Source organism: Acinetobacter sp. YH12023 (assembly GCF_013420135.1).
Taxonomy (GTDB): domain Bacteria; phylum Pseudomonadota; class Gammaproteobacteria; order Pseudomonadales; family Moraxellaceae; genus Acinetobacter; species Acinetobacter amyesii.
This window is the reverse complement of sequence record NZ_VOYU01000004.1, coordinates 193,530-220,127: the sequence shown is the minus strand read 5'-3', so window position 1 is coordinate 220,127 and position 26,598 is coordinate 193,530. Positions and strand designations below refer to the sequence as shown.

Below are 26,598 nucleotides of genomic sequence, written 5' to 3'. Positions count from 1 at the left end.
AATTCAGCTGAATGAAACAATGGACTTATGTTGCGGCAGCGGCTGTGCTGTCGTTCAGTATGGGCGTCTCTGCTCAGGATGCATTACTTTCAGCTGAAGATGCTTTTCCTTTCTCGGTTGTCTCTGATCGTGCAGATCAGGCGGAGCTGAGTTGGGATATTCCAGCGCATTATTATCTGTATCAGCACAAAATAGAGGTGAAGCAGGGCAATCAAGTTTTAGCTTTGGATTTGCCTGCTGCTGAGGATTTAAAAGACGATAACTATGGTCATACGCAGGTGTATTACCAACAGTTGAGTTTTAAAATTCCGACTCAAAAACTGCAGACCTATCAAGTCAGTTGGCAAGGCTGTGCCAAGGATCGGGTGTGTTATCCACCACAGAGCATCAGCTTTGAAACGGATGCTTCTGGCTTGGTCACACAGCAAAATCTAGCCACTCCAAGTAAACGCTTACTCGACTTTGCAGCAGAAAATAATGCCGAACAGCCTACGGCGAATCGTTTAGATCAGCAGCGGGCAGATAATGCTGCACTGGCTTCTGATCGCTATACAGCAAGTGACCAAATGTGGTCAGAAAAATTAGCGCAAAGCTCCATATTTTATGGACTTTTGCTGTTTTTTGGACTGGGTTTTTTGCTGGCTTTTACCCCTTGTTCATTGCCAATGCTGCCGATTTTAACCTCACTGATTGTCCGCGACAGCCGAGGTTTAAAAGCGTGGATGATTGCACTGACTTTTGTCACCAGTATGGCGATGGTGTATGCCATTCTTGGCTTGGTGGCGTCGTCTGCAGGTTTGAATTTCCAGCGTTGGTTGCAACAACCCTCGACTTTAATTGCCTTTAGCGTGCTCTTTGTAGTTTTTGCCCTGAATTTATTTGGTTTATTTGAATTGAAATTGCCTCGCAGTTGGGTCAATCGCTTAGACCAAGCTCAGTCGATGCAAAAGGGCGGTAGTCTCGTTGGCGCTGGAGTCATGGGGATGATTTCAGCATTGCTGGTCGGTCCTTGTATGACAGCACCGTTGGCAGGTGCATTATTATTCATTTCCCAAACCCAAAGTCAGTGGCAAGGTGCATTATTGTTATTCACCCTCGGCTTTGGCATGGGGACCCCGCTATTGTTGGCCAGTGTCCTTGGCTCACGGGTATTGCCTAAAGCGGGTTTGTGGATGAATCAAATCAAGGTGCTCTTTGCTTTCATCATGTTGGCATTAGCTTTGTATTTTATTCGACCATTGATCAGTGAAGCTTGGTTACAGTGGTTATCCCTTGCTCTGGGGCTGGTGTTTAGCGCTTATGTGCTTTGGCGCATTTTATGGCGCAGTACTCAGCTCAAATGGTTGTATATCTTGGTGTTCTGTGCAGCTGTACCTTATATTGTGTACAGTCAATATCAACACAGCCAACGTTTTTTAGTCGAAGAAAGTCAACAACAAAGTGCTTGGCATGTGGCACATACAGCGGAAGAGTTTCAACGTTTGTTAAGTGAAATTCCTCAAGGTCAATCCGCGATTATTGATGTCTATGCCGATTGGTGTGTGGCCTGCCAGCCGATTGAACATAAAGTTTTAAAATCGGCTGCGGTACAACAGGCTTTGGCACCGTATTACTTAATTAAGTTAGATTTGAGTCAGTATGATGCAACCCATCAAGTACTGCTCAATCAATGGGATATTTTAGGGCCACCGACCTATTTATTTTTAGATACAGCGCATCAAGAGATACGTGGACTGCGTTTGACGGGCGCTTTTAGCGAGAAAGAATTGCTAGCGCAATTGGAAAAATTTAAATCGCGTGGAGAATAAAAATGATGCAATTATATATTGCCAATAAAAACTATTCGACGTGGTCTATGCGACCGTGGTTGGTGTTACACGCGTTTAATTTACCCTTTCAAGAGATCTTGATTCCTTTTTCTGAAGAAGCAGATGGCGGAGCATTCAAGCAGCAAATGTTAGCCCTACATGCCAATGGCAAGGTTCCCCTACTGCAACATGACGGTATGATGATTTGGGACTCATTGGCAATTTGTGAATATTTGGCAGAGCAGTTTCAAGATCTTCCACTGTGGCCTAAAGATCCCGCGCAACGCGCATGGGCACGTAGTATTTGCGCGGAAATGCACAGTAGTTTTATGCAATTGCGTAGCTTATGTAGTATGAATTTGCAGGCGGATTATGGTCATCATGGTCAGAGATTATGGTCTGAACATGCCGAATTGCGTGCTGAAGTGACTCGAATCGAGCAGATTTGGTCGAGTCGTCCTGCGGTGGATGGCTTTCTATGCGGTGAATTTAGTATTGCCGATGCATTTTTTGCACCCGTGGTGACACGTTTACAGACCTTCCAGCTACCTGTGAGTGACAACACACAGCGTTATATGCAAAAGATTTTGCAGCATCCTTCTGTGGTGGCATGGATCACGGCTGCTCAACTGGAACAGCCAGTCCGTCGTATGGAACAGTATCCACGTTAAAAGCTTAATGCCGCATCTGAGCTATATAAAAGTTTTAAACCAAATGGCTAAAGCTTTGTTGTTCGGTGTAGGCCATCACCATGTTACGACCACCAGCTTTAGCTGCATATAGCGCCTGATCAGCATGGGTCAGCAATTGTTGCGGTACCAATTCAGGCGTAGAAATTGCAATGCCAAAACTAGCTGTCACATGAATTGACTGACCGTCATGCCCCCAAATTTCAAGCTGTTCAATGGCTTTTCGACAGCGCTCTGCAATGAAAATCGCTTGTTCTAAGTTAGAATTTTTTAACACCAAAATAAACTCTTCCCCGCCAAAACGCCCAACTACATCACTACCGCGTAAATGTTGGTTTAATACTTGGCTGACGAGAATCAAGGTTTCATCGCCTTTATCGTGTCCGTATTCATCATTGATGCGTTTAAAATGGTCTAAGTCCAACAAGACCAGTGCATATGTATCTGTTTTAGCACTATCGAGCTGTTCCAAACACTGATTGATACTGCGTCGATTAAATAAATTGGTCAGTGGGTCGACTTGACTGAGTTTTTGAATCAAATGCTCACGGTGACGCCATTGGCTCAGTAAGATTTCAAATAAAGCCAGACAGGTTAATAAAATAGGAACAATGAAAAAGATCATTGAGAAGAGCCAAAAACTATTTTGATAGCCATAGGCATGAGGTTGAAAAATCGGGGCATAGGGAATAATGCCGCGAATACTTAAATACATGCAAATAGATAAAAAAATCGTGGCTGGAATCAGCATGCTATAGACGATTTTTCGTGTAAATAGCACTAATCCAACGGTCACCAGGCTCACATAGGTGATCATGGTGGCTGGGCTCATGACACCAATTAAGTAGCCGTCACGACATAAAGAAATGACGAATAAGCCGACCGAAAGATAAGGTAAAACAAGCTGAATTTTTGGCTTTTCTTTTCCAGCATAGCAAGGCCAAATCAATAGCACCATTAAGCCAAAAAAGACGATGTTGGTCCACAATTGAGAGTGGATGAGATCAAGGTTAACCCACTGCCAAAGTTCAGGTGTAAAAGAAATATATAATTTCCAAATAATCCAAAGCAGATGAATGGCTGAGCCAAGCATCAGCATGAGCATACACTTTTTCAGGATGCTCCAATTCATGACCACTTCATCTTCCAGTAAATACTGGGCGATTCTATTGCGAAGGATCATGTCACGTATGCTTGATTTCACCGTCATCCTGTGTCTTTGCCCTGTTCGAGTTATCAGTTTTTTTCTTAAAGTTTATATAGATATCATTTTATAGGCTTACATTAGCATGAAAATTTACACTTGATAACGGTCAAGAACCGCTCAGTAATTTTAAATTTTTTACGAGTTCAAAAAGATTGTTCTAAAAATAAAACATACTGTCATAAGGATCGGGATTATTCTATTTATGAAAAGTGATTACACTAGGCTCAAGTTAATAACAACAGCTTTAGGTTTTAGTCATGAAAATTTTGCATATTGATTCAAGCATCATGGGCGACGCTTCAGTTTCACGTCAACTCAGCGCTGAAATTGTACAACAGCTACAGCAAAAACATGGTGATGCGGCACAGGTTCAATATCTCGATTTAGCAGTACAGCAGATTCCACATCTCAGCAGTGAAATTTTGATGGGTCAAAATGCAGAACAATCGGCTTTAGGCGAGCAGTTGTTACAACAGTATTTAGATGCCGATGTGGTTGTGGTTGGTGCTGCTATGTATAACTTCGGTTTGCCATCAACTTTGAAAGCATGGATTGACCGTATCAGTGTTGCAGGTCGTACCTTTAAATATACAGAACAAGGTCCAGTGGGTTTGGCAGGTGACAAAAAAGTCTATATTGCCAGCAGTCGTGGCGGTGTGTATGGCGATAACAGCCCTGTAGATTATCAAGAAGGTTTATTAAAAGCCGTGTTTAATTTCACAGGTGTCAGCGATATTGATGTGATTCGTGCCGAAGGTGTCAATATGGGACCAGATATGAAAGCACAGGCAATGGCGACAGCTCAGGCTCAAATTCAAGCCATTTAACAGATTGACATTTCCCTCTTAGGTCAGCATCTGCTGACCTTTTTTTATGGTGACTTTGATCCATTTCAGGGATTATTTTTCAGCGATTAATCCTGATCCAGTCGATGTGCAAAATCGGCTAAATCACTTAGCGCACGCTGTCCTTCTTCAAACCATGGGCTAAACATTTGGAAGTTATGCCACATGCCAGTGTATAACTTGAATTCGACATCTAGGCCGGCTTCTTCTGCTTTGACTTTAAAACGCTGCGCATCATCCAATAAAATTTCTTTAGAACCCACTTGAATATGAATCGGAGGTAGTCCTTTGAGCTCTGCAAAAAAAGGCGAGACCAATGGATCAGCTCGATCGACCGAGCGTGGTACATAATAATCAATGCCTGTTTCAAGGGCTTCTATGCTTAACAGCGCATCATGCTTACGGTTATAACGCAAAGACTCACTGCTCAGCGTCAGGTCTAAAAACGGTGACATCAACACCAAACCACTGACTTGTGGAAGTTGGTCCTGTTGAATTTTAAGGGCTAAGGCAAGCGCCAAGTTTGCACCACAAGAGTCGCCTGACAAAATAATATCTTTGGCTTGAACCCCTTGATCTAATAACACCGCATACACATCAAAAAGGGCATCGAGTGCTTCAGGGAACTGTGCTTCAGGGGATAAAGGATAATCCAAATGTAACACTTGCATTTGCGTGCGTGCCGCAACTTGAGTCAGAAACGCCCGATGCGTGTTCATCGAACCCAAGAAAAATGCGCCCCCATGAATATGAAAAATGAGTTGGGTCGATGCCTGTTGAGGTTTGATTTCTTCGGCTTTTAAGCCGGCTAAGCGAATAGGACGAATTTGTACATCGGGGTTTTGGGGAAATGCACGACACATTTGTTCCAAAGCAAACCTTAAAGTATTGGGCGGTAAATTGAATTGGCTCGGCCCACGAATTGTGGTTTTTAAAATGCTTTCTGTAATCAGTTGTTTCGTCAGTGGCGATATCTTCATTGTCTTTCCATGTTTTTCTATTTTTGGAATCGTGTGAGCATATTTACCAACACAAATTACAAGGTTACACTAAACGGTCACATACAAAAATTGATAAATTGTTGTGACTTTTGGATACTAATATCGTCTATATCAGACCAGGGAAATAAACAAAAATGAAAAAAATTGCACTAGCATTAGGATTGATGAGTTTAGCCGCATTTGCAAATGCTGCAGATCCGCTAAATGGTACAACTTGGAAAACCATTGATGATAAAACCAAGCAGCCAAAAGCGATTGTAAAATTCACTGAACAAAAAAATGGTACGCTTTCTGCGAGCATTCAGTCAGTTTTGACACCAGGTGAAGAAAACGCTTGTAAAAAATGTGAAGGCCCATATCACAACAAATCATTAAAAGGCTTACGTATTGTGACAGGTCTTAAAAATGTAGGTGGTACAAGCTATGAAGACGGTTCAATTTTGGATCCTCAATCAGGTAAAACTTACAAGTTAAAAGGTCAATTGGCTGATGGTGGCAAAAAACTAGAGCTTCGCGGCTTTATTGGCGTTGCTGCTTTAGGTCGTAATCAAACATGGATTCGTGCCAACTAATTTGACATGATTCAAACAAAAAAAGCCTGACAATGTCAGGCTTTTTTATAGCCTATTTTCAGCCACAATTGAACTAGAGCCGTGCATGAGTGTGATAAAAAAATTTATTTCAATGCACGGTAAGCGCTTTCATCAAAGCCAATCAATAAATCGCTACCTGTATCGAGTACAGGACGTTTAATCATGCTGCTATGCGCTATTAAACATTGAATCAAATTTTCTTCACTGGCTAACGCTGTCTGTTGCTCTTCTTCACTGAGTTTTTTCCATGTTGTGCCTTTTTTGTTGAGAATCACATCAGCGCCTTTGGCATTAAGCCATTTTTTTACGGTTTCAGCATCAATCGCTTGTTTTTTATAGTCATGAAATTCGTAGCTTAGGCCTAATTCGTTGAGCAAGTCGAAAGCTTTTTTCATGGTATTACAGTTTTTGATGCCATAAATTTTAAGCATGAACAGGTGTCCTCAATTATTCAAACAATAAGATAAAAATACAATTCAGCATTATCCTACAGGCTAATTCATCAATGCTCAAAGCTCGATCTGGATGTGGATTGAGAAATAAATGTTTTGCTGTAAAAGTCGCATGTAATAAATATTGGGTATTGTCATCAAAACGACATTTTGGTCTTTTAGAATAGCCTACAGAACAAAACGATGCTCAGAAAAGAAAGCGATGCAATAACAAGAAAATTCAGCTTAAGGTTGCACAGTCAAAAGTAGAAAGAAAGCGAGAATAAGAAAATGCTGTGCAGATCGAATTTTTAGCTGTTTTATTTGGGGGATGTTTGAGTCTATAGATGTGGGGACTAGATAAGAGAAAACCCGCATTTAATCATCCTGATCATGCGGGTCTCAATCCAACGTCCATTGTCACATCCTTGAAAACAAGCTAAATCATTTAGTTTGTTTTTATACTTCCTTCGGCGTCCAATCCTTTTATGTCATCCTGACATGTCCCTTTGCCGTGCGACCATAATGCTATGTTCAAGTTATGAGATAAATCCACAAATTCGTCATGTAATGTGAGAAATAAGCTCTAATTGAGTAAACAATTGTTCACTCAATTAATTGTTGGAAGCTTAAATTTTATAATCAATAATCACAGGGGCGTGGTCGCTAAACCATTCATCTTTAAATATCCAAGCATTGACTGTACGTTCTTTCCAGTCTGGTGAACATGCATGGTAGTCGATACGCCAACCCACATTTTTGGCACGCGCTTGTCCTCGGTTAGACCACCAAGAGTAAAGCTCGGCTTCTTTACGTACCTCACGGAAGGTGTCGACATAGCCAAGCTCATCATAAATATGATCGAGCCATGCACGTTCATGTGGTAAGCAGCCTGAAGCCTTTTGGTTCCCAGACCAATTTTTAATATCAATACGTTTATGCACGATGTTGTAGTCACCGCAAACAATCACTGACTTATTTTCAGCACGCCATTGCTTCAAAATTTGTTGATATTCGCCTAAAAATAGGTCTTTGCGCGCCTGAGCTTCTTCACCCGATGAACCAGAAGGCAGGTAGAGCGAGCAAATATGTGCAGTTTGTCCAAGTCCTAAATCGAACTCAGCAGAAATAAAGCGGCCTTGAGTGTCTGCCAATTCAAAACCTAAACCATCTGTCACTGAAACAAAAGGTAGGCGGCTATAAATCGCAGTACCGGCATAGCCTGGGCGTTCTGCAGGGAAAAGGTGTGTAAACCAACCTTCGGGTTTAAATTTATCGGTCCATTGTTCATGGGTAATGCGGCTTTCTTGCATGCAGATGACATCGGCATCTGAAGTTGCCATCCAGTCAAAAATACCTTTTTTTTCAGCGGAACGCAGACCATTCACATTAATTGAAACGACACGTAAAATTTTTTGATCACTTGGATAGCTACTCTTTGGTATCATGCTCAGGTTTAACCTCAAACTTAAAAAAATGGAGCACCTCATGACAGCGCAAGCGGCATTTAATCCACAAGCTTTTATCGAACTCGCATTATCACGTGGTGTGCTTAAATTTGGTGAGTTTACTTTAAAATCGGGTCGTGTGAGTCCTTATTTTTTTAATGCAGGTCTACTGAACGATGGTGAAGCCTTATCATTATTGGCTTCTGGCTATGCAGCTAAATTAACAGAATGCGATAATGTGGAAGTGGTCTTTGGCCCAGCTTATAAAGGTATTCCATTTGTAGCAGCTACGGCTGTCGCACTGTCACAAAACCATGGTGTGAGCGTACCTTGGGGCTTTAACCGTAAAGAAGCGAAAGACCATGGTGAAGGTGGTGTATTGGTCGGTGCGTCTGTTGAAGGCAAAAAAGTCTGGATCATTGATGATGTGATCACTGCCGGTACAGCGATTCGTGAAGTAGTGACTATTCTGAAAAATGCCGGCGCGCAGATTGCGGGTGTATTGGTTGCACTAGACCGCCAAGAAAAAGGTCAAGGCGACTTATCTGCGATTCAAGAAGTACAAAAAGAACTCGAAATCCCAGTTCATGCCTTAATTACTATGAAAGATTTAATGACTTTCTTAGAGGCTAAAGGCGAAACTGAAGCTTTAGCGAAAATGGAAGCGTACCGTGTGAAGTATGGGATCTAAGCTAAGCCATGAACTTGAAGAAGGAAGCGATAGCTTCCTTTTTTGTATCTATATGAAAGTAAATTATTAAATTGATCTAATTAAAATTAAATTTGCACAGAAAGATTTAATGATGCGCTTTATTCATGACTAAGGGCCTCATCTAACCATACATATTCTTTCTCTGTACCTAAAATAAATCTATAGCCATAAGGTAGTGCCATATAAATAGCTAGGTCAGGCCTTTTGTGGATTATATGAGAAAAGTGGACATTTTCTAGAGTATTAAAATCACCATCATATTGATCTGTTGTTAACCACCATCCACTCATATGAGTTGGAGATTTATATCTCACCCCTTCAACAGCGCTATTGCTGGTAAGCACTCCTTTTGATACAACCACCAACTGATTTAAATTTACTGGGTTAAATTCTTTATCATAAAACTCACAGCACTCTCTTTGCTTATCTAATATATTTTTCATGGCATATTTCCCTCCTGCATTGTCTAAAAGTAACGTGGTTGAAAGAGGAAGTACAAGTTAAAGTGTATGATATTTAAAATTATGAATAGTTTATAAGTATGTATTTGATTTATATATTAAAAATAAAGGTAGATGGATATAAATTTCCACTTTATTCGTATTAAAAATAATGGCTGTTATACGAAACTCTCTTCATCACACTTCTTGCATTCCAGCATCACCCCTAATTTTTCTTTCCGTCCTTGCTCAGTCATTACCCAGGGACGGTTCTGCCAAGGCGGATCATGCCGGACATGCTGTGTATGGCCACAAGCTAAAATGGCATACCAATGATTTTCATCATCCAAAGCAAAATCAACAATGGATTGCTGCATATCTAACACCTATCTAAATTAAAATGATGCTGAAAAGGGAAGAGAGTTCATCTTGAACAATTACACGGTTTGAATATCAAATTACTAAATAAACAGTGAAATTTGGTTTATTTCTGCCGCACGCTTAGGCCGCGACAATTCTATTTTTCCCGCCATGTTTGGCTTTATACAGCGCTAGATCAGCACGTTTAATTGTATCTTCGTAGGTACAATCTTCAGGCATGATGGTTGTCACTCCTATGCTCACGGTGACATGCGCATTATCTATTGAAAAACGACTTAATTCTTTTCTGGAATGTTCATGTATCCGTTTGGCAAATTGAATGGCTTGTTCGCAGCCCGTATTGGGTAATGCGACCACAAACTCATCTCCATCTAAGCGGCAGGCGCAATCGGTCTTGCGCAGTGTTAAACGAAGAATATCTGCGACTGCTCGGATTGCCTCATCACCGACATGATGACCTTTGCTGTCGTTGATTTTTTTGAGGTTATCAAGATCGAACATCAAGATCGAGGTCTGTATGGAATGCCGTAGGTATGACTCATAATGTAATGCTAAGTCATGCTCTAATTTTCTTCGGTTGAAAAGACCGGTTAACTGATCGGTATGGCTGAGTTCTTTCAGCTTGATTTCCAAGTTGTGACGCGCTGAAATATTACTTGCGACCCAAAGTACAACGTCTTCTTTATCTACCGAAAAACTGAGGGCTTGGATGCGCACCTCAAACCAAATGGGCTCTTCAGGACCATAATCAGGCAGACCTTTTACATCCCTATTGCTCAATTCGTACTCTTCGATGAGTAGATTTCCTGACGCTAGAGCTTGGTCGATCAGATGCATAAAAAAGTTGGCTTTATCTGGCTTGATCACATCTGAAATATAGGTACCAACAAGACCGGAACCATCGTGGTAATAGCGATTATCGCGCCCACCAAAAACTGCAACGTATTTTCCACTACGTGATATGACAAATGCAGGGTCTGGTAAAGCATCAAGAATGATAGCCATCTGCTCAATGTTGATCATCAATAAATTCTATTTTTTTATTTACAATAATTAACACAATAGCTAAAAAAATAAAAAGCACGTGTTTTTTAACCAAAAATAGGGCTAAGTATATTTGGAAGTAATTAAACAGGTAGCAATGCTTTGGTATTTATTTATGCAGACCTATCAAATGATATTATTAAAGCTTATTTCCATTATTGAGATAAAGCCGATGATAGAAATGTTTTGAATTATCGCCTGCATCACACGAATCCATACATACACATGCAAAATCAGAATAAACAAAAGAAAAATCTCGGCTATACTCGTTCATAAATTGATAATGAACAGAGCACTGAATAATGCGTGTACTTGTTGTGATGGATCCCATCGAAAATGTAAACCTAAAAAAAGATACCTCAATGGCCATGCTGTGGGCAGCAGCACGTCGTGGACATGAGCTAGGCTATGCATTACAGCAAGATTTATATATCGATCAAGGCAAAGCCTTTGGTTTGATTTCTCCGCTAAAAGTTTTTGAAGACTACAACCACTATTACGAACTCGGCGAAAAACAAAAAGAATCAATTGCTGCTTATGACGTGGTTTTGATGCGTAAAGATCCGCCGTTTGACATGAACTTTGTCTATACCACCTATATTTTGGAACAGGCTGAACGCGAAGGCGCATGGATTATTAACAAACCGCAAAGCCTACGTGACTGCAATGAAAAATTGTTTGCGACGCAATTTCCTGAACTTCAAGTACCGACCTTGGTGACTTCACAACAAAGTCTGATTCGTGAATTTTTACAAGAACATGGCGATGTGATCGTGAAACCATTAGATGGCATGGGTGGTATGGGTATTTTCCGTTTATACCAAGATGGCGTTAATATCGGTTCAACTATTGAAATCCTGACCAATAACGGCACACAGCCGATTATGGCGCAGAGATACATCCCTGAAATTGTGGATGGTGACAAACGCATTTTGATGATCAATGGCGAACCCGTGCCGTATTGTTTGGCGCGTATTCCGCAAAATGGTGAAGTGCGTGGTAACTTGGCGGCAGGTGGTTTGGGCGAGGCGCGTCCATTGACTGAAAATGATAAAGCCATCGCAGCCAAAGTCGGGCCATTCCTTCGTGAAAAAGGTTTAGTCTTTGTTGGTCTGGATGTGATTGGTAATTACGTGACTGAAATCAATGTCACCAGTCCAACCTGTGTACGTGAAATTGATGCGCAATTTGGTACCTCGATTGCCGATGATTTATTTGATGTCCTTGAGGCAGGTTTAAAAGCTTAATTTTGCACTAGATTTAAAAGAGTCCTTCACGGGCTCTTTTTTTTGTCCTGCGCTAAGGGGAGGGGAGCTTAAAAAGCAAAAAAACTGTAAGTGAATGCAATTAAAGTGAAAAATTGTCTGATTTTTTTTCAATTCTCATAGATTAATAATAAAACTAGTTTAAACTTTTAAAATAGTAGAAAAAAACAATCATACGCCTGTTGAAAAAAAGTAAATTACCTTTCACGGTCATGCGTTTGTGATTACAATTGTTTGCTTAAAATCGAATATCATTAGCCTCTTTTTAGAATTGAAGAATTAGACAGTGACCGAAGTAACGCAAGTAAAGCCGAAACATGTCATGATGATGGCTGCCGGAACCGGTGGTCACGTCTTTCCAGCGCTCGCTGTTGCCAAAGAGTTGCAACAACAAGGCTGTGAAGTTTCTTGGCTCGCAACGCCAACAGGCATGGAAAATCGCCTGCTTAAAAATCATAATATTCCAATTTATCAAATTGATATCCAAGGCGTACGCGGCAATGGAGTCGTGCGTAAGCTGATGGCACCATTTAAAATTCTCAAAGCTACATTGAGTGCCATGCGTTATATGAAACAACTCAAAGTCGATGCAGTTGCAGGCTTTGGGGGGTATGTGGCTGGGCCGGGTGGCTTGGCAGCTCGTGCATTGGGCATTCCAGTCATTATCCATGAACAAAATGCGGTGGCAGGTTTTACCAATACGCAGTTGTCACGTGTGGCCAAAATTGTTTGTCAGGCATTTCCAAATACCTTTCCAGCACAAGATAAAATCGTAACCACAGGGAATCCTGTACGTAAAGAAATTACAGAAATTTTAAATCCGTCATGGCGTTACCAAGAGCGTGAAAAAGCTGGGTTGCCATTACGGGTTTTAATTGTAGGGGGCTCACTGGGCGCACGTGCCTTAAATGAATGTGTGCCGGTTGCTTTGCAGCAATTAGAACAGCCCCTGAGTGTATATCATCAGTGTGGTCAAAATAATGCTGAAAGCACATTGGCTCGTTATGCAAACGCACCTGAACATATACAAGTTGAAGTTCAGCCGTTTATTGAAGATATGGCAGCAGCCTATTCTGCAGCGGATTTGATTATCTGCCGTGCTGGTGCACTAACCGTCACTGAAATTGCGACAGCGGGTGTAGCAGCCGTCTTTGTTCCTCTGCCAAGTGCAGTGGATGACCATCAAACTGCAAATGCAGGGTTCTTGGCCAATATCAATGCTGCAAAAATTTGCCCACAAGCGGACATGACCGCAGAAAGTTTAACAGCGTTGTTGAAGCCGCTGATGAACCGTCAACTACTTATGGAAATGGCGGTTAAGGCTCGACAACAGGCACAACCCGATGCGACACAGCACGTGGTTGGTTTAATTCAAGATTTGTAAAATTCGAGTAATCTATGTCTCCATCAACGCCTGCCGATCAAGCGAAAAAGCTCATTAAAGTGCCAGAAATGCGCCGTATTAAACACATCCATTTTATTGGGATTGGTGGTGCGGGCATGTGCGGTATTGCCGAAGTATTGAAAAACCAAGGCTATAAAGTTTCAGGTTCAGATATTAAAGCGTCGAAAACCACGGCTCAGCTTGAAGAAAATGGCATTCAAGTTTTCATTGGTCATGCTGCTGAAAATATTCAAGGCGCTAATGTAATCGTGGTATCAACAGCCATTGATTCTGAAAACCCGGAAGTGAAAGCGGCGATTGAAACCCGTACACCTGTCGTGCGTCGTGCAGAAATGTTGGGTGAATTAATGCGTTACCGTCATGGTATTGCCGTTGCGGGGACGCATGGTAAAACCACGACTACCAGTCTTGTGACCTGCATGTTGGCAGAAGAAAATCTGGACCCAACTTATGTCATTGGTGGTTTGTTAAATCGTACTGGTGTGAATGCTGCATTGGGTGCAAGCCGTTATATCGTGGCTGAAGCGGATGAATCGGATGCATCTTTCCTGCATTTACAGCCGATGGCAACGATTGTCACCAATATCGATGCTGACCATATGGATACCTATGGCGGTAGTTTCGATGTATTGAAAGATACCTTCGTACAATTCTTACAGCGCCTTCCATTTTACGGTTTAGCTGTGATGTGTGGTGATGATGCCAACATCCGTGAAATTATGCCGCGTATTGGTCGTCCTGTCGTGACTTATGGTTTCAATGAAGACAATGACATTCGTGCTGTTGATGTGGCTCAAGAAGGCATGCAATCACACTTTACCGTTTTGCGTAAAGACCGTGAGCCGTTACGTTTAACCATTAACTTGCCAGGTCTTCATAACATCTTAAACGCCTTGGCAGCGATTGGTATTGCAACGGATGAAGGCGTTTCTGATGCTGCGATTGCGCGTGCCTTAGAAAGCTTCAGTGGTGTAGGTCGTCGTTTCCAAGTACAAGGCGAATTTGAAGTTGAAGATGGCTTGGTGAAATTGGTCGATGACTATGGTCACCATCCAAAAGAAGTGGAAGCGACCATTAAAGCGGCACGTGCAAGTCATCCAGATCGTCGTTTAGTGATGATGTTCCAACCGCACCGTTTTAGCCGTACGCGTGACTGTTTTGATGACTTCGTCGATGTCTTGTCACAAGTTGATCAACTGTTGTTATTAGAAGTTTATCCTGCGGGTGAAAAACCAATTGTGGGTGCAGATAGTCGTGCATTGGCTCGAAGCATTCGTCTACGTGGTGAAGTTGAACCGATTCTCATCGATCCAGTAGAAGGCAACTTACAAGCAGTGATGAAAAAAGTGTTACAAGCAAATGACTTGTTATTAACACAGGGCGCAGGTAATGTTGGAGCAATCTCAATCGAACTTGCTCAAAACAATCTCTATGTAAAATGATCACCGCTTGGTGATCCAAAGTTTGTTTAGACCGTAGATAAAAGTTTAAGGATATAAACGTGTCAAATGCTTCAAAATTCGGCAAAGTTGCCGTGTTATTAGGTGGGAAATCTGCCGAACGTGAGGTTTCTCTCGATAGTGGTAAAGCTGTACTTGAAGCATTGGTGCGTTCGGGTGTAAATGCCGAAGCATTCGATCCGCAGCAACGCAGTGTGACTGAGTTGGTGGCTTATGACCGTGCATTTATCGTACTTCATGGCCGTGGTGGTGAAGATGGTCAAATTCAGGGTACTTTGGAATGGTTAAACATTCCGTACACTGGAACGGGCGTTCAAGGCTCGGCGATTGGTATGGATAAAGTCAAAACTAAACAAGTTTGGCAAGGTTCAGAACTACCGACAGCACCTTATCGTATTGTCAGTAAAGATTCAGATTTACAAGAAATTGTAGATTCAATTGGTTTGCCATTTATCATCAAGCCCGTGCATGAAGGTTCAAGCATTGGTATGAGCAAAGTTGAAAAAATTGAAGACTTTGCAACCGCAATTGCAAAAGCGACCCAGCATGATGCAGTCGTGATGGCTGAAAAATGGATTACCGGACGTGAATTTACCATTGTGATTTTAAATGGTCAGGCTTTACCGGTGATTCGTTTAGAACCGCCTGCAGATGTGGCTTTTTACGATTACGAAGCGAAATATAACCGTAACGATGTGCAATATGGTATTCCATGTGGCTTAACTGAAGATGAAGAAAAGCGTCTACAAGCTTTATCTTTACGCGCTTTCCAAGCGGTAGGTGCGAGTGGTTGGGGGCGTATTGACGCGATGCAGGATGCAGAAGGAAACTTTTGGTTACTTGAGGTAAATACTGTTCCGGGGATGACCAGTCATTCTCTAGTGCCAAAAGCTGCTAATGCTGTAGGTTATAGTTTTGAAGATCTTTGTGTTGCAATTTTGGAACAAACCTTAACAGGTGCGGCACACTAAATTATGGCTCAACTTCCTGCGTCTATGCGCCGTAAACGTGCAGCAACGACATCGATACATGACAAACCACCGACACGTAAGGAAAAGCTTACCAATGTGGGTGGATGGCTGTTGTTGTTTATTGCATGTGTGGTTTTGATTGCCGGAATTTGGGGGCTATATAAAGTCATGACGGATGCACGTGTGGCTGAACTTGATGTGGTGGGTGTGCGGAGCGCCCAAGAAAAACAACAAGTCATGTCATACGTTTCACCGATGATGACTGAAAATTATTTTACCTCTGATTTACGTGTCATTCGTGACCGTACTTTAGAAATCTCTTGGGTCGATCGCGTGGTGGTATCGCGTGCTTGGCCAAATGCAATTCGTGTACGGGTGATGCCGCGTCAAGCGATTGCACGTTGGGGAACTGGGCGACTGTTAAGCGACAGTGGTGATGTATTTGCCGAATTAACTCCGACCAATCATCAGAATTTACCGTTATTGCATGGGCCGACGAGTCAGTCCAAAATGATGATGCGTCGCTATAATGAAATTAATCAATTATTTATACCTGTTGGCATTCGTTTAAAAGAATTATATTTAACCGAACGAATGACTTGGTTTATGCAGTTTGATTCAGGCTTACGTGTGATTGTCGATCAAGATCAGACTATGAGTAAGTTGCAGCGTTTAAGTTATCTCGCACACAGTGACTTAAAACCTGTATGGCCACGAATTTCTGCCATCGATTTGCGCTACCGAAATGGTTTAGCGATTCAATGGAAAAACTCTGTGCCAGCAAAGTCGGTAAATGGTCAGTTTGTTGTAACCAGTGATGACATAGGCATTGCGAATGCAGCGCCGGTAAAGCCATAATGATCGGCTTTATAAGTAGAGGCTTTAAGCCATAAATTAAACAAACATGTGAATGGTAGTAGTAAATAATGAATGAAGCTGTTCCCTCGGTTGTTGCGATTGACATTGGGACACACAAAGTTTCAGTTTTGATTGGTAAGGTACACGCGCCAGACAATATCCAAGTGGTAGGGATGGCGACCGCTCGTAACCGCGGCATGAATAAAGGGAAAATTGTCAGTCTCGATAAAGTTGTTACCGCAATTAAAAATGCAGTGCAGGAAGCGGAAGATATGGCGGAATGTCGTGTACATTCTGCGTGGATTTCCATTCCCAGTGCTGAACTAAAAAGTTTTTATGCCTCTGGTCGCACTCCAATTGAAAATAATGACCATGCGATTACCACCAATGAAGTGGTGCGTGCTTTAGAACTTGCCAAAGCCAGTCATTTAACGTCTGACCATTATTTGGTGAGTGCTGTACCTTTAGGTTTTGAACTAGATGATGAACCTGAATGGGTGTTAAACCCGATTCGCATGTCAGCACGGAGTATGACAGGACATTATCATTTGATGATGTTGCCAATCAGCACCATGCAGAATTTGGATCGTGCATTAAAAGGTGCCAATATTGGTGTTGAACGCATGGTCATTTCATCATTAGCAACTGCTGAAGCCAGTTTGCTTAAAGATGAAAAAGAATATGGTGTGTGCTTGGTTGATATTGGTGCTGGTACGACCAATATTGCGGTGTATTTAGATGGTCGCTTGGCGATGACACACACTTTGCAACGTGGCGGTGAGCATGTAACGCGTGATATTGCTGCTGTATTGCAAACCACAACAGAAGAAGCTGAACGTATTAAGCTGTTATATGGTTGTGTTGATCTGAAAGTGGTTAAACCTGAAAGTATGATTCAGTTCCAAGGTATTGATGGTCCACAAACCATTAGCCGTATTGAACTGACCGAAATCATTATTGCGCGCTATGAAGAAATCTTTAATCAAGTGCGTAATGAGTTGGTGGATCATGGTGCGATTCATGGTTTATACCATGGTGTTGTACTCACAGGTGATGCCTGCCAAATTGAAGGGATGGTGACATTTGCGCGTCGGATGTTAGGTGTTTCTGCACATTTAGGTAATCCACCTATGCAAGTGTATGCTGATGATCAACAGCAAGCCGCTTTACGTCGTTCACAATACGCGACTGCCGCAGGTCTGTTAATTTTCAGTCAAAGTGAAACACAAGATACGATCGTTGAGCCAGAAGATACGGAAAAACTTTCAGTATTAAATCGGGTAAAACGTGCATGGTCGGGCTTCAATGACACCTTGAAGTCGATCTTTTAAGTTGAAATATTTGGGAATATTGTTGGGAAGTTGTACGGATTATTGCTTGTACTTGACAAGCTGGAACTTGGACAGCATTCTAAAAAACAATTTTTATTAAGATCAAGGCAGTATACGGGCTGAAGTGTCTGCCAATTATGGATTAGGAATTTTTTAGGCATGGCCTCATTTGAATTTTTAGAAGATGATCAAAGCGACAGCAACGGTCAAGCCCGTTTCACAGTATTCGGTGTAGGTGGTGCTGGCGGCAACGCTGTGCAACATATGTTGGAATCAGATATCGAAGGTGTAAAATTTGTTTGTGCCAATACAGACAAACAAGCACTCGACCGCATGAATGCACAATTTAAAATCCAACTCGGCGAGCAAAGTACGCGTGGTTTGGGTGCAGGTGCAAATCCACAAGTGGGTCAAACTGCTGCTGAAGAAAGCCGTGAGTTGATTCGCCAACACCTTGAAGGTACGGACATGGTGTTCGTGACTGCAGGTATGGGCGGTGGCACAGGTACAGGTGCTGCGCCGGTTGTTGCTGAAATTGCCAAAGAAATGGGTATCTTAACTGTAGGTGTGGTGACGACTCCGTTTAACTTTGAAGGTAAACGTCGTCAGCAGTCTGCTGAGAAAGGTATTGAAGCACTTGAGCAACATGTTGATTCTCTGATTATTATTCCGAACCAACGCCTGCTGAAAGTGTTCCGTGATATCTCGATGAAAGATGCTTACAAAAAAGCAGACGACGTACTGTTAAATGCTGTACGTAGTATCTTTGATCTTGTCGTGCGTCCGGGTCACATCAACCTTGACTTCGCCGATTTGAAAACTGCAATGAGTACTCGTGGTTATGCAATGATGGGCGCAGGTTCTGGTCGTGGTGAAAACCGTGCACGTCAAGCAGCTGAACAAGCGATCCGTAGCCCATTGTTAGATAACGTGACGATCATGAATGCAAAAGGCATTTTGATTAACGTTACAGGTGGCGATGACGTAACTTTCGGTGAAATTGAAGAAATCACTGATGTGGTGAACCAAATTGTCGATCTTGATGAAGGTCAAGTGTTCTACGGTACGGTATTTGATCCAGATGCACGTGATGAAATTAGCGTAACGGTGATCGCAACGGGTTTAACTCGTAATTCTGCCGATTCTGCTGAGCCAGTGAAACGCCCTGTCGCACAAGCAACGCGTACAGTCGCTTCTGCACAAGTACCTGTAGATGAAGATGATGTGCCAGCGATTCAACGTCAGCACAATGAAGCAGCAGCTCCAGCTGCAGCAGCGGCGTCAGCATCCAATTCACGCCCTACGCCAATGAGTATTCAAGACTATTTGAAAAATCAGCAACGTAAATAACATAAATTCAATGACTTAAATGTCTGTTGATTACAAAAGGTAGCTGATCAGCTACCTTTTTGTTTTTTATCAATGGCTAAATATGCTAACGTATAGCGGTTTTGTGAACTGATGATAGAAGACACATGTTGAAACAACGTACCCTGAAACGCATCGTGAAAGCGAGTGGCATCGGACTGCATAGTGGGCAAAAAGTGATGATAAACTTTGTGCCACATCATGCCGATGGGGGGATTGTGTTTCGTCGTATCGACTTAAATCCACCGATTGATATTCCAGCCGATGCTATGCTGATTCAAGAAGCATTCATGTGTTCTAACTTGGTGCAAGAAAATGCCAAGGTGGGCACAATTGAGCACATTATGAGTGCGATTGCTGGTTTAGGGATTGATAACCTGATCGTGGAAGTGTCGGCGTCTGAAGTGCCCATTATGGATGGGAGTGCCGGCCCATTCATTTATTTGCTTATGCAAGGTGAACTACAAGAACAAAATGCACCTAAAAAATTCATAAAAATACGCAAACCTGTCGAAGCACTGATCGATGATAAACGTGCTGCCTTCCAACCCCATGACGGTTTCCAATTAAATTTTACGATTGATTTTGACCATCCTGCATTTAAGAAAGAATTTCAGTCGGCAACCATCGACTTTTCAACCGAAACATTTGTCTATGAAGTTAGTGAAGCGCGGACTTTTGGCTTTATGAAAGATTTGGATTACCTCAAAGCCAATAATTTGGCTTTAGGGGCGAGTCTCGAAAATGCCATTGGTGTAGATGACAATGGTGTGGTCAATGAAGAAGGCTTACGCTTTTCGGATGAGTTCGTTCGTCACAAAATATTAGATGCTGTGGGTGATTTATATTTGCTCGGTCATCAAATTATTGCGAAATATGATGCCTATAAGTCAGGTCATGCATTAAATAATCAGTTATTACGCAATGTCAAAAGTGATCCAGATAGCTATGAAATTGTAACATTTGATGACATTAAAGATTGCCCAATTAGTTATGTGAATGTGACATAAGTCATTGTCTTATAATAGTGATGTTATATTGTATCATTTGTAAGTGTTAAGTCTGTCACATTCTGAATATTCAAATTTATCTGTTACAACTCGGTGGTTACTTTTTATTGCTTGCCAAACGCAGCATTGCTTGGCTAAGCTTAGGGTCGCTCACAAAGTCAGCAGCATTACGGAGTAAATCCTGAGTTTCTGTACTGAGGGTTCTTGAAATTTTTTCAGGGGAATGGGGCGTTGGAGACGGAGTTCTCAGACGAACTTGAATCTTGTGTAAATCCTTGAATTCGTATATTTGTGATAACTGTGCAATATATTGCTTTTGTAAATAGGCCAACTGACTTATCAGTGCCTGATTTTCACCAGTTAATATAAGTACACCGTTTATATAACAAACGACTTGCCATTGATCCGGTTGGGGCAATAGCGGTTGGACAATTTTCGTAAGCTTCTGCCATGCAGCAACTTGCGTTGAGAGAAACGAAAAGTTTCCTGTTTTTATGTGTTTTCTTGTTGGTTGAAAGACGTTGACAGGTTCTGACATACATATTTCCTACATGTTTATGTCTTAATCTTATGCGCTCCTTTTGGCTGATATCAAGGACGAAATCACACAAGGAACAAAAGAGAACAGTTTATAGAGGTTTTTTATGCATTTACGACGTATTTTATTGGCGTTTTCATTGGCTGCTTCGGCCGCTTCAGTCGCTTTTGCAGATTTAGTTGAATTAAATCAAGCAGATTCATCAGATCGTATTGAACAGTTAACTCGCACTTTGTCTCAAGGTGCTTACTCTGAAAGCAATGATATTGATATTCCAGCAGAAACAAAGTTGAATGTTAAAATTCGTGAAAAATCAATTGAACTCAACAATGCGACAATCGCAAAAAAATACGGTTCAAGCAATTCCTCTAAAAACTATTCAGCAAGTTCAAATAATCCATATTCATGGTTAATTGCCCACCCACTTCCAGACATGAAGCGTGTAAGTTCAAACTATGGTGGTCGTACCATGGGTGGCCGTGCGGAGAATCATTCAGGTTTAGATCTTTCTGCGGCTAGTGGCACACCTATTTATGCAACGGGTCCAGGCATTGTAACAAAGTCAGGTTGGGGCACAGGTTATGGTCAATATGTTGAAATTAACCATGGTAATGGTTACCTGACACGTTATGCACATGCATCACGCTTAATTGCACGTGTAGGCGACCGTGTTACTGCGGGTGAGCATATTGCTAACGTTGGTTGTACTGGTCGTTGTACTGGCCCACATTTACATTACGAAGTAGTGAAAGATGGTCAACGTAAAAACCCATCAACGTATTTAGCGATGTTACCATAAGCACATATAACATCTATATACGAAGCCATTGTCTGAACCTCTACAGACAATGGCTTTTTTATTTATCGCTAATAACTATAAAATTATCATTCTAAAAAATATTGTCTGTATGAAAAATGGCGAAAATTGACCCAAAAATGTAAATTTGTGTAATTGTTAATCAATAAGTATTTAGTAAATAAATAACAGAGCTATTTCGTATTCATCTGTGGCGATAACTCAGCCTAGCCAAAATATGGTACTAATAGAGCCATATATTTAGCACATAGGATAGGTGAAGTATGGCGTTTTATGGCGATACAGATGCGCAAGAAACCCAAGAATGGCAGGACGCATTTGATTCAGTTTTACAGCACATGGGAACTGACCGCGCTGCATTTTTGCTTGAAAAACTATATCAACAAGCGATTGCTAAGCACGTTCCCATTCAGCGACTAAATACTCCTTACTTAAATACCATTTCAGTTGAAGAACAACCGCCTATGCCAGGTGATTCGGATATGGAGCGCCGTATTCGTGCGCTGATCCGCTGGAATGCCTTAGCGATGGTACTGCGTGCCAATAAAACAGGTGATGACTTAGGTGGTCACTTGGCAAGTTTTGCATCATCTGCAACTTTATATGACGTGGGCTTTAACCACTTCTTCCGTGCCAATAGCGACAGCTTTGGCGGTGACATGATCTATTATCAAGGTCACTGTGCACCGGGTATCTATGCACGTTCGTTCTTAGAAGGTCGTTTGACTGAAGAGCACTTAAATAATTTCCGTCGTGAAGTTGGCGGTAAAGGTTTGCCGTCATACCCACATCCATATTTGATGCCAGATTATTGGCAGTTCCCAACCGTATCGATGGGTCTAGGTCCAATCATGTCGATCTATCAAGCACACATCCAAAAGTACTTGATGAATCGTGGCCTGATCAAAGAAGAAAACCGTAAAGTTTGGGCTTACCTCGGTGATGGTGAAATGGATGAGCCTGAAAGTACAGGTGCCATTTCACTGGCAGGTCGTGAAAAGCTCGACAACCTAATTTGGGTCGTGAACTGTAACTTACAGCGTCTAGATGGCCCAGTTCGTGGTAACGGTAAAATTATTCAAGAACTTGAATCATTGTTCCGTGGTGCAGGCTGGCGGGTAATTAAGGTGGTTTGGGGTCGTCATTGGGATCCGCTACTGGCAAAAGATGATTCAGGTGCCTTAAAAGCGGTGATGGAAGAAGCGGTTGATGGTGACTTCCAACGCTATCAAGTGAAAGGCGGTGCGTATACGCGTGCACATTTCTTTGGTAAGTATCCTGAAGCTGAAGAGTTGGTGCGCAACTTAAGCGATGAAGATATTGATAACCTGAACCGTGGTGGTCATGACCCATTCAAAGTGTATGCGGCTTATGCCGAAGCGATGAAGGAAACAGGTCAGCCAACAGTTATCTTGGCAAAAACAGTCAAAGGTTATGGTTTGTCGGAAGAGATTGAAGCAGTCAATAAGACGCATCAAATCAAGAAAATGCAGCTTGAGTCGTTAAAATACGTGCGTAACCGTTTCAACTTGCCATTTACCGATGAACAGCTTGAAGAAGTGCCATTCTATCGTCCGAGCGAAAACTCGCCTGAATTGAAATACATGAAGGCGCGTCGTGAGGCATTGGGTGGTTATTTACCTGCACGTCGTAAAGAAAGTGAACAGCTGGCGATTCCTGAATTGTCTGTGTTTGATGCGGTATTGAAAGGCAGTGGCGGTAAAGAGCAATCGACGACCATGTTGATGGTACGTTTGATTTCATCATTATTGAAAGAAAAAGCCATTAAAGATCGTGTCGTACCAATCGTGCCAGATGAAGCGCGTACTTTCGGTTTGGAAGGTATGTTCCGTCAGTTGGGGATCTATGCTGCGCATGGTCAAAAATATACCCCTGAAGACCAAGAACAGTTGATGCATTACCGTGAAGCTAAAGATGGTCACATGTTACAAGAAGGGATTAACGAAGCGGGTGCGATGAGTGCTTGGGCTGCGTTAGGAACCAGTTATTCAACCAATAACTTGCCAATGATTCCGATGTATATGTACTACTCGATGTTCGGTTTCCAGCGTATTGGCGATATTGCATGGGCTGCAGGTGATGCACAGGCGCAAGGTTTCTTGCTCGGTGCAACTGCGGGTCGTACAACACTGAACGGTGAAGGTTTACAGCACCAAGATGGTCATTCACATATCTTGGCAAATACGATTCCAAACTGTATTTCTTATGACCCATGTTTTGGTTATGAGTTGGCAGTAATCGTACATGACGGTTTAAAACGCATGTACGTGAACCAAGAGCGTGTGTTCTACTACTTAACAGTAATGAATGAAAACTACGAACATCCAGCTATTCCTGAAGGTGCTGAAGAAGGCATTAAACGTGGTATGTATCTCTTCGAAGAAGATGAGAAAGCAACGGTTCAATTGATGGGTTCAGGTGTGATTCTGCGTGAAGTGATTAAAGCAGCGAAAATCCTTCGTGATGAATATCAAATTCATTCAAATGTGTGGAGCGTCACTAGCTTTAACGAATTAGCTCGTGATGGTATGGCGTGTGAAGAATACAACCGCCTACATCCATTGGCTGAAGATACGAAAGAAGCTTGGATCTCTCAATTACTTCGTGAAAAAGACGGTATTGTGGTATCGGCAACCGATCACATGCGTGCTTATAGCGAACAAATCCGTGCTTATCTTCCAGACAATCGTCCGTTCGTTGCATTAGGTACAGATGGTTATGGTCGTTCAGATACACGTGGCAACTTACGTAGCTACTTTGGTGTCGATGCCGCACATATTGTGGTAGCAACATTGAAAAAACTCGCGGATGAAGGCGAAGTTGATGCGCGTTTAGTCAAAGATGCTATCTCAAGCTTTGAACTAGATACTGACCGTCCAGTGGCATGGGCTCCGCAGGAAACGCCGGAACTGCATGCTGTGGCTGACTACAAAGAGGAGAACTAATCATGCAAATTACGACTCCTGATATTGGTGTAGATAAAGCAACGGTCGCTGAGATTTTAGTGAAAGTCGGCGACACCATTAGCGTCGATGACAGCATTGTGTTGTTAGAGTCTGACAAAGCCTCTGTTGAAGTGCCAAGCACTTCGGCAGGCGTGGTGAAAAGCATTGCAGTTAATCTGGGTGACAGTGTTGCTGAAGGTGCTGTGCTGATCGAGTTGGAAGCAGAAGGTCAAAGTGCTGCTACCGTTGAGCCAGTACAAAATGCAACTGAAGACCAAGCAGCAGAACCAACACCGGTTGTGGAAGCAGAACAAGCTGCAGCACCACCTGTTGCAGCCAATGCTCCTCAGTCGCAAAGTGTCGATGTGCAAGTTCCTGATATTGGCGTAGAAAAAGCTACGGTAAGTGAAATTTTGGTCTCTGTTGGTGATGAGATTGATGTTGATCAAAGTATTATCGTGGTGGAATCAGACAAAGCGACAGTCGAAGTCCCAAGTACTGTATCAGGCCGTGTCGAATCGATCACGATCAGTGCTGGCGATGTGGTGAAAGAAGGCGTAGTGATTTTAACGGTAAAAACGGCGGCTTCATCTGCTGCTGTTGAATCGGCTCCTGTGCAAGAAACTGCACAGCCTGTTGTTGCAGAAGCAACACTAGCGTCGTCTACGGCTGCGGCGTCTGGACCTGTTGAAATTGCAGTGCCTGACTTAGGTGTTGATAAAGCAGCAGTGGCTGAAATTTTAGTCGCTGTGGGTGATGTGGTTGAAAAAGACCAAAGCATCATCGTGGTGGAATCAGACAAAGCAACGGTAGAAGTGCCAAGCTCTACCGCTGGTAAAATCACCGCGGTTCATGTTCAGTTAGGGCAAAGTGTCTCTGAAGGCGTCGCTTTAGTGACGATTGAAGCCGAAGGTCAAGCTGTTGCAGCACCCGCGCCAGCAGCGAAACCTGCTCCAGCTGTAGCACAGCCTGCGACAGTTGCACCTAAAGCTGAAAGCAAAGTTGAAGCAGCAGCACCGCAACCACAAGGCGCAGATAAGCTCACCAAAGAGCAAAATGCTGCCAATGCCAAAGTGTATGCAGGTCCGGCCGTTCGTAAGCTTGCACGTGAATTGGGTGTGGTTTTAGCAGAAGTAAAAGCATCTGGCCCGCATGAGCGTTTAATGAAAGAAGATTTATTCGCTTATGTAAAAACCCGTTTGACCACTCCGCAAGTTGCACCTGCAGCTCAAGCTGTGGCACAGGTTTCAGGCTTGCCGAAATTGCCAAGTTTTGATGCTTTTGGTGGTGTCGAAGAGAAAGTTTTGACACGTTTACAACAAGTGTCGATTCCGCAATTGTCTTTAAACAACTTTATCCCGCAAGTGACGCAGTTCGATGCAGCGGATATTACTGATCTTGAAGCTTGGCGTAATGATTTAAAAGCTAACTTTAAGAAAGAAGGTATTGGCTTAACCATTATGGCTTTCATCATCAAAGCAGTGGCTTATTTGTTGAAAGAAGAGCGTGAATTTGCAGGTCATTTGTCTGATGATGGCAAGTCAGTATTTCTACGCAATGAAATCCATATGGGGATTGCCGTTGCCACGCCTGATGGTTTGACCGTGCCTGTACTGCGTAATCCAGATCAAAAATCGATTAAGCAGATTGCAATTGAGCTGGGTGAGCTGAGTCAAAAAGCACGTGACAAAAAACTATCGCCAAAAGATCTACAAGGTGCGAATTTTACCATTACCAGTTTGGGTTCAATTGGTGGCACGGCATTTACACCGTTGGTCAACTGGCCACAGGTGGCGATTTTGGGTATTTCACCTGCAACCATGCAGCCAGTATGGAATGGTGAAAGCTTTGATCCACGTTTGATGCTGCCGCTGTCATTGTCATACGATCACCGTGTGATTAATGGAGCGGACGCTGCACGTTTTGCCAATAAACTGACGAAGCTGCTCAAAGATATCCGAACTTTATTGATCTAATCTGACCTGTTTAAGTTTCAAAATGAACCCTGCT

Annotated in this window: 24 protein-coding genes; 16 read left to right on the top strand and 8 right to left on the bottom strand. The window is 42.5% G+C overall.

Translation table 11 applies throughout. From position 1 onward, the window contains the following. Positions 1–11 precede the first annotated feature (11 nt). Positions 12–1,808 carry a protein-disulfide reductase DsbD gene (gene dsbD, locus FTT92_RS06320; protein ID WP_180171681.1) on the top strand — a complete coding sequence of 599 codons (1,797 nt, stop codon included), beginning with the start codon at positions 12–14 and terminating at the stop codon, positions 1,806–1,808. A 2-nt stretch (positions 1,809–1,810) separates the two neighbouring features. Further along, entirely contained in the window at positions 1,811–2,479 is a 669-nt protein-coding gene (locus tag FTT92_RS06315; RefSeq protein ID WP_180171680.1) for a glutathione S-transferase family protein, read from the top strand. Between the two features lie 34 nt (positions 2,480–2,513). Here FTT92_RS06315 and FTT92_RS06310 read toward each other — a convergent pair whose 3' ends face one another. Next, positions 2,514–3,707, bottom strand: coding sequence for a GGDEF domain-containing protein (locus tag FTT92_RS06310; RefSeq protein ID WP_180171679.1), 1,194 nt, complete (start codon positions 3,705–3,707; stop codon positions 2,514–2,516). A 254-nt stretch (positions 3,708–3,961) separates the two neighbouring features. On the opposite strand from FTT92_RS06310, the gene FTT92_RS06305 reads away from it, so the two are divergent. After that, positions 3,962–4,531: an FMN-dependent NADH-azoreductase gene (locus FTT92_RS06305; RefSeq protein ID WP_180078552.1), complete on the top strand. Its 570-nt coding sequence runs from the start codon at positions 3,962–3,964 to the stop codon at positions 4,529–4,531. An 86-nt stretch (positions 4,532–4,617) separates the two neighbouring features. Here the strand turns inward: FTT92_RS06305 and FTT92_RS06300 are convergent, their stop codons facing one another. Beyond that, entirely contained in the window at positions 4,618–5,529 is a 912-nt protein-coding gene (locus tag FTT92_RS06300; protein ID WP_078193228.1) for an alpha/beta hydrolase, read from the bottom strand. Positions 5,530–5,684: 155 nt separating this feature from the next. On the opposite strand from FTT92_RS06300, the gene FTT92_RS06295 reads away from it, so the two are divergent. Then, the gene (locus FTT92_RS06295) at positions 5,685–6,122 is read left to right on the top strand and encodes a DUF2147 domain-containing protein (protein ID WP_078193227.1); all 438 of its coding nucleotides are present in this window, start codon (positions 5,685–5,687) and stop codon (positions 6,120–6,122) included. A 104-nt stretch (positions 6,123–6,226) separates the two neighbouring features. Here the strand turns inward: FTT92_RS06295 and FTT92_RS06290 are convergent, their stop codons facing one another. Both FTT92_RS06290 and FTT92_RS06285 read right to left on the bottom strand, forming a co-directional pair. Further along, positions 6,227–6,574 carry a Spx/MgsR family RNA polymerase-binding regulatory protein gene (locus FTT92_RS06290; protein ID WP_180078557.1) on the bottom strand — a complete coding sequence of 116 codons (348 nt, stop codon included), beginning with the start codon at positions 6,572–6,574 and terminating at the stop codon, positions 6,227–6,229. 629 nt (positions 6,575–7,203) lie between these two features. Next, on the bottom strand, positions 7,204–8,022 hold the full coding sequence (locus tag FTT92_RS06285) for an exodeoxyribonuclease III (RefSeq protein WP_078193225.1): 819 nt from the start codon (positions 8,020–8,022) through the stop codon (positions 7,204–7,206). A gap of 40 nt (positions 8,023–8,062) precedes the next feature. Here FTT92_RS06285 and pyrE point away from each other — a divergent pair, with 40 nt between their 5' ends. Continuing rightward, positions 8,063–8,713, top strand: coding sequence for an orotate phosphoribosyltransferase (gene pyrE / locus FTT92_RS06280; protein ID WP_078190583.1), 651 nt, complete (start codon positions 8,063–8,065; stop codon positions 8,711–8,713). 119 nt (positions 8,714–8,832) lie between these two features. Here the strand turns inward: pyrE and FTT92_RS06275 are convergent, their stop codons facing one another. The 3 genes from FTT92_RS06275 to FTT92_RS06265 all read right to left on the bottom strand — a co-directional run bounded on the left by FTT92_RS06275 (position 8,833) and on the right by FTT92_RS06265 (position 10,560). After that, entirely contained in the window at positions 8,833–9,177 is a 345-nt protein-coding gene (locus FTT92_RS06275; protein WP_180171678.1) for a hypothetical protein, read from the bottom strand. 176 nt (positions 9,178–9,353) lie between these two features. Continuing rightward, on the bottom strand, positions 9,354–9,551 hold the full coding sequence (locus FTT92_RS06270) for a DUF3565 domain-containing protein (RefSeq protein ID WP_180171677.1): 198 nt from the start codon (positions 9,549–9,551) through the stop codon (positions 9,354–9,356). Between the two features lie 124 nt (positions 9,552–9,675). Then, positions 9,676–10,560: a sensor domain-containing diguanylate cyclase gene (locus FTT92_RS06265; protein WP_306672617.1), complete on the bottom strand. Its 885-nt coding sequence runs from the start codon at positions 10,558–10,560 to the stop codon at positions 9,676–9,678. Between the two features lie 341 nt (positions 10,561–10,901). Between FTT92_RS06265 and gshB the strand changes: the two genes are divergently transcribed. The 8 genes from gshB to lpxC all read left to right on the top strand — a co-directional run bounded on the left by gshB (position 10,902) and on the right by lpxC (position 20,267). Continuing rightward, entirely contained in the window at positions 10,902–11,846 is a 945-nt protein-coding gene (gene gshB, locus FTT92_RS06260) for a glutathione synthase (RefSeq protein WP_078190578.1), read from the top strand. Positions 11,847–12,150: 304 nt separating this feature from the next. After that, positions 12,151–13,248, top strand: a complete 1,098-nt coding sequence (gene murG / locus FTT92_RS06255) for an undecaprenyldiphospho-muramoylpentapeptide beta-N-acetylglucosaminyltransferase (RefSeq protein ID WP_180171675.1) — start codon at positions 12,151–12,153, stop codon at positions 13,246–13,248. A gap of 14 nt (positions 13,249–13,262) precedes the next feature. After that, a complete protein-coding gene (gene murC / locus FTT92_RS06250; RefSeq protein WP_078190576.1) occupies positions 13,263–14,711 on the top strand; it encodes a UDP-N-acetylmuramate--L-alanine ligase in 1,449 nt (482 codons plus the stop codon). A gap of 59 nt (positions 14,712–14,770) precedes the next feature. Further along, positions 14,771–15,700, top strand: coding sequence for a D-alanine--D-alanine ligase (locus tag FTT92_RS06245; protein ID WP_180008768.1), 930 nt, complete (start codon positions 14,771–14,773; stop codon positions 15,698–15,700). A 3-nt stretch (positions 15,701–15,703) separates the two neighbouring features. Then, a complete protein-coding gene (locus tag FTT92_RS06240; protein ID WP_180008770.1) occupies positions 15,704–16,558 on the top strand; it encodes a cell division protein FtsQ/DivIB in 855 nt (284 codons plus the stop codon). Between the two features lie 68 nt (positions 16,559–16,626). Then, positions 16,627–17,889, top strand: a complete 1,263-nt coding sequence (gene ftsA / locus FTT92_RS06235) for a cell division protein FtsA (RefSeq protein ID WP_111884462.1) — start codon at positions 16,627–16,629, stop codon at positions 17,887–17,889. A gap of 159 nt (positions 17,890–18,048) precedes the next feature. After that, positions 18,049–19,239, top strand: a complete 1,191-nt coding sequence (gene ftsZ / locus FTT92_RS06230; RefSeq protein WP_078193216.1) for a cell division protein FtsZ — start codon at positions 18,049–18,051, stop codon at positions 19,237–19,239. 125 nt (positions 19,240–19,364) lie between these two features. After that, entirely contained in the window at positions 19,365–20,267 is a 903-nt protein-coding gene (gene lpxC / locus FTT92_RS06225; RefSeq protein ID WP_078193215.1) for a UDP-3-O-acyl-N-acetylglucosamine deacetylase, read from the top strand. A 97-nt stretch (positions 20,268–20,364) separates the two neighbouring features. On the opposite strand, the gene FTT92_RS06220 is transcribed toward lpxC, so the two are convergent. After that, positions 20,365–20,805 (bottom strand): DciA family protein, encoded by a 441-nt coding sequence (locus tag FTT92_RS06220; RefSeq protein WP_111884464.1) that lies wholly within the window; start codon positions 20,803–20,805, stop codon positions 20,365–20,367. 106 nt (positions 20,806–20,911) lie between these two features. On the opposite strand from FTT92_RS06220, the gene FTT92_RS06215 reads away from it, so the two are divergent. The 3 genes from FTT92_RS06215 to FTT92_RS06205 all read left to right on the top strand — a co-directional run bounded on the left by FTT92_RS06215 (position 20,912) and on the right by FTT92_RS06205 (position 26,564). Continuing rightward, positions 20,912–21,604 (top strand): M23 family metallopeptidase, encoded by a 693-nt coding sequence (locus tag FTT92_RS06215; RefSeq protein WP_180171674.1) that lies wholly within the window; start codon positions 20,912–20,914, stop codon positions 21,602–21,604. 281 nt (positions 21,605–21,885) lie between these two features. Next, a complete protein-coding gene (gene aceE, locus FTT92_RS06210) occupies positions 21,886–24,588 on the top strand; it encodes a pyruvate dehydrogenase (acetyl-transferring), homodimeric type (protein ID WP_078193212.1) in 2,703 nt (900 codons plus the stop codon). Positions 24,589–24,590: 2 nt separating this feature from the next. Beyond that, positions 24,591–26,564: a 2-oxo acid dehydrogenase subunit E2 gene (locus FTT92_RS06205; RefSeq protein ID WP_180171673.1), complete on the top strand. Its 1,974-nt coding sequence runs from the start codon at positions 24,591–24,593 to the stop codon at positions 26,562–26,564. The last annotated feature ends 34 nt before the right edge of the window (positions 26,565–26,598 follow it).

What these genes read in the sequence shown, in the direction of transcription:
- dsbD (WP_180171681.1), top strand. Translation starts at nt 12, where the DNA reads ATGAAACAATGGACTTATGTTGCGGCAGCGGCTGTGCTGTCGTTCAGT.
- FTT92_RS06315 (WP_180171680.1), top strand. Translation starts at nt 1,811, where the DNA reads ATGATGCAATTATATATTGCCAATAAAAACTATTCGACGTGGTCTATG.
- FTT92_RS06310 (WP_180171679.1), bottom strand. Translation starts at nt 3,707, where the DNA reads ATGACGGTGAAATCAAGCATACGTGACATGATCCTTCGCAATAGAATC.
- FTT92_RS06305 (WP_180078552.1), top strand. Translation starts at nt 3,962, where the DNA reads ATGAAAATTTTGCATATTGATTCAAGCATCATGGGCGACGCTTCAGTT.
- FTT92_RS06300 (WP_078193228.1), bottom strand. Translation starts at nt 5,529, where the DNA reads ATGAAGATATCGCCACTGACGAAACAACTGATTACAGAAAGCATTTTA.
- FTT92_RS06295 (WP_078193227.1), top strand. Translation starts at nt 5,685, where the DNA reads ATGAAAAAAATTGCACTAGCATTAGGATTGATGAGTTTAGCCGCATTT.
- FTT92_RS06290 (WP_180078557.1), bottom strand. Translation starts at nt 6,574, where the DNA reads ATGCTTAAAATTTATGGCATCAAAAACTGTAATACCATGAAAAAAGCT.
- FTT92_RS06285 (WP_078193225.1), bottom strand. Translation starts at nt 8,022, where the DNA reads ATGATACCAAAGAGTAGCTATCCAAGTGATCAAAAAATTTTACGTGTC.
- pyrE (WP_078190583.1), top strand. Translation starts at nt 8,063, where the DNA reads ATGACAGCGCAAGCGGCATTTAATCCACAAGCTTTTATCGAACTCGCA.
- FTT92_RS06275 (WP_180171678.1), bottom strand. Translation starts at nt 9,177, where the DNA reads ATGAAAAATATATTAGATAAGCAAAGAGAGTGCTGTGAGTTTTATGAT.
- FTT92_RS06270 (WP_180171677.1), bottom strand. Translation starts at nt 9,551, where the DNA reads ATGCAGCAATCCATTGTTGATTTTGCTTTGGATGATGAAAATCATTGG.
- FTT92_RS06265 (WP_306672617.1), bottom strand. Translation starts at nt 10,560, where the DNA reads ATGGCTATCATTCTTGATGCTTTACCAGACCCTGCATTTGTCATATCA.
- gshB (WP_078190578.1), top strand. Translation starts at nt 10,902, where the DNA reads ATGCGTGTACTTGTTGTGATGGATCCCATCGAAAATGTAAACCTAAAA.
- murC (WP_078190576.1), top strand. Translation starts at nt 13,263, where the DNA reads ATGTCTCCATCAACGCCTGCCGATCAAGCGAAAAAGCTCATTAAAGTG.
- FTT92_RS06240 (WP_180008770.1), top strand. Translation starts at nt 15,704, where the DNA reads ATGGCTCAACTTCCTGCGTCTATGCGCCGTAAACGTGCAGCAACGACA.
- ftsA (WP_111884462.1), top strand. Translation starts at nt 16,627, where the DNA reads ATGAATGAAGCTGTTCCCTCGGTTGTTGCGATTGACATTGGGACACAC.
- ftsZ (WP_078193216.1), top strand. Translation starts at nt 18,049, where the DNA reads ATGGCCTCATTTGAATTTTTAGAAGATGATCAAAGCGACAGCAACGGT.
- lpxC (WP_078193215.1), top strand. Translation starts at nt 19,365, where the DNA reads ATGTTGAAACAACGTACCCTGAAACGCATCGTGAAAGCGAGTGGCATC.
- FTT92_RS06220 (WP_111884464.1), bottom strand. Translation starts at nt 20,805, where the DNA reads ATGTCAGAACCTGTCAACGTCTTTCAACCAACAAGAAAACACATAAAA.
- FTT92_RS06215 (WP_180171674.1), top strand. Translation starts at nt 20,912, where the DNA reads ATGCATTTACGACGTATTTTATTGGCGTTTTCATTGGCTGCTTCGGCC.
- aceE (WP_078193212.1), top strand. Translation starts at nt 21,886, where the DNA reads ATGGCGTTTTATGGCGATACAGATGCGCAAGAAACCCAAGAATGGCAG.
- FTT92_RS06205 (WP_180171673.1), top strand. Translation starts at nt 24,591, where the DNA reads ATGCAAATTACGACTCCTGATATTGGTGTAGATAAAGCAACGGTCGCT.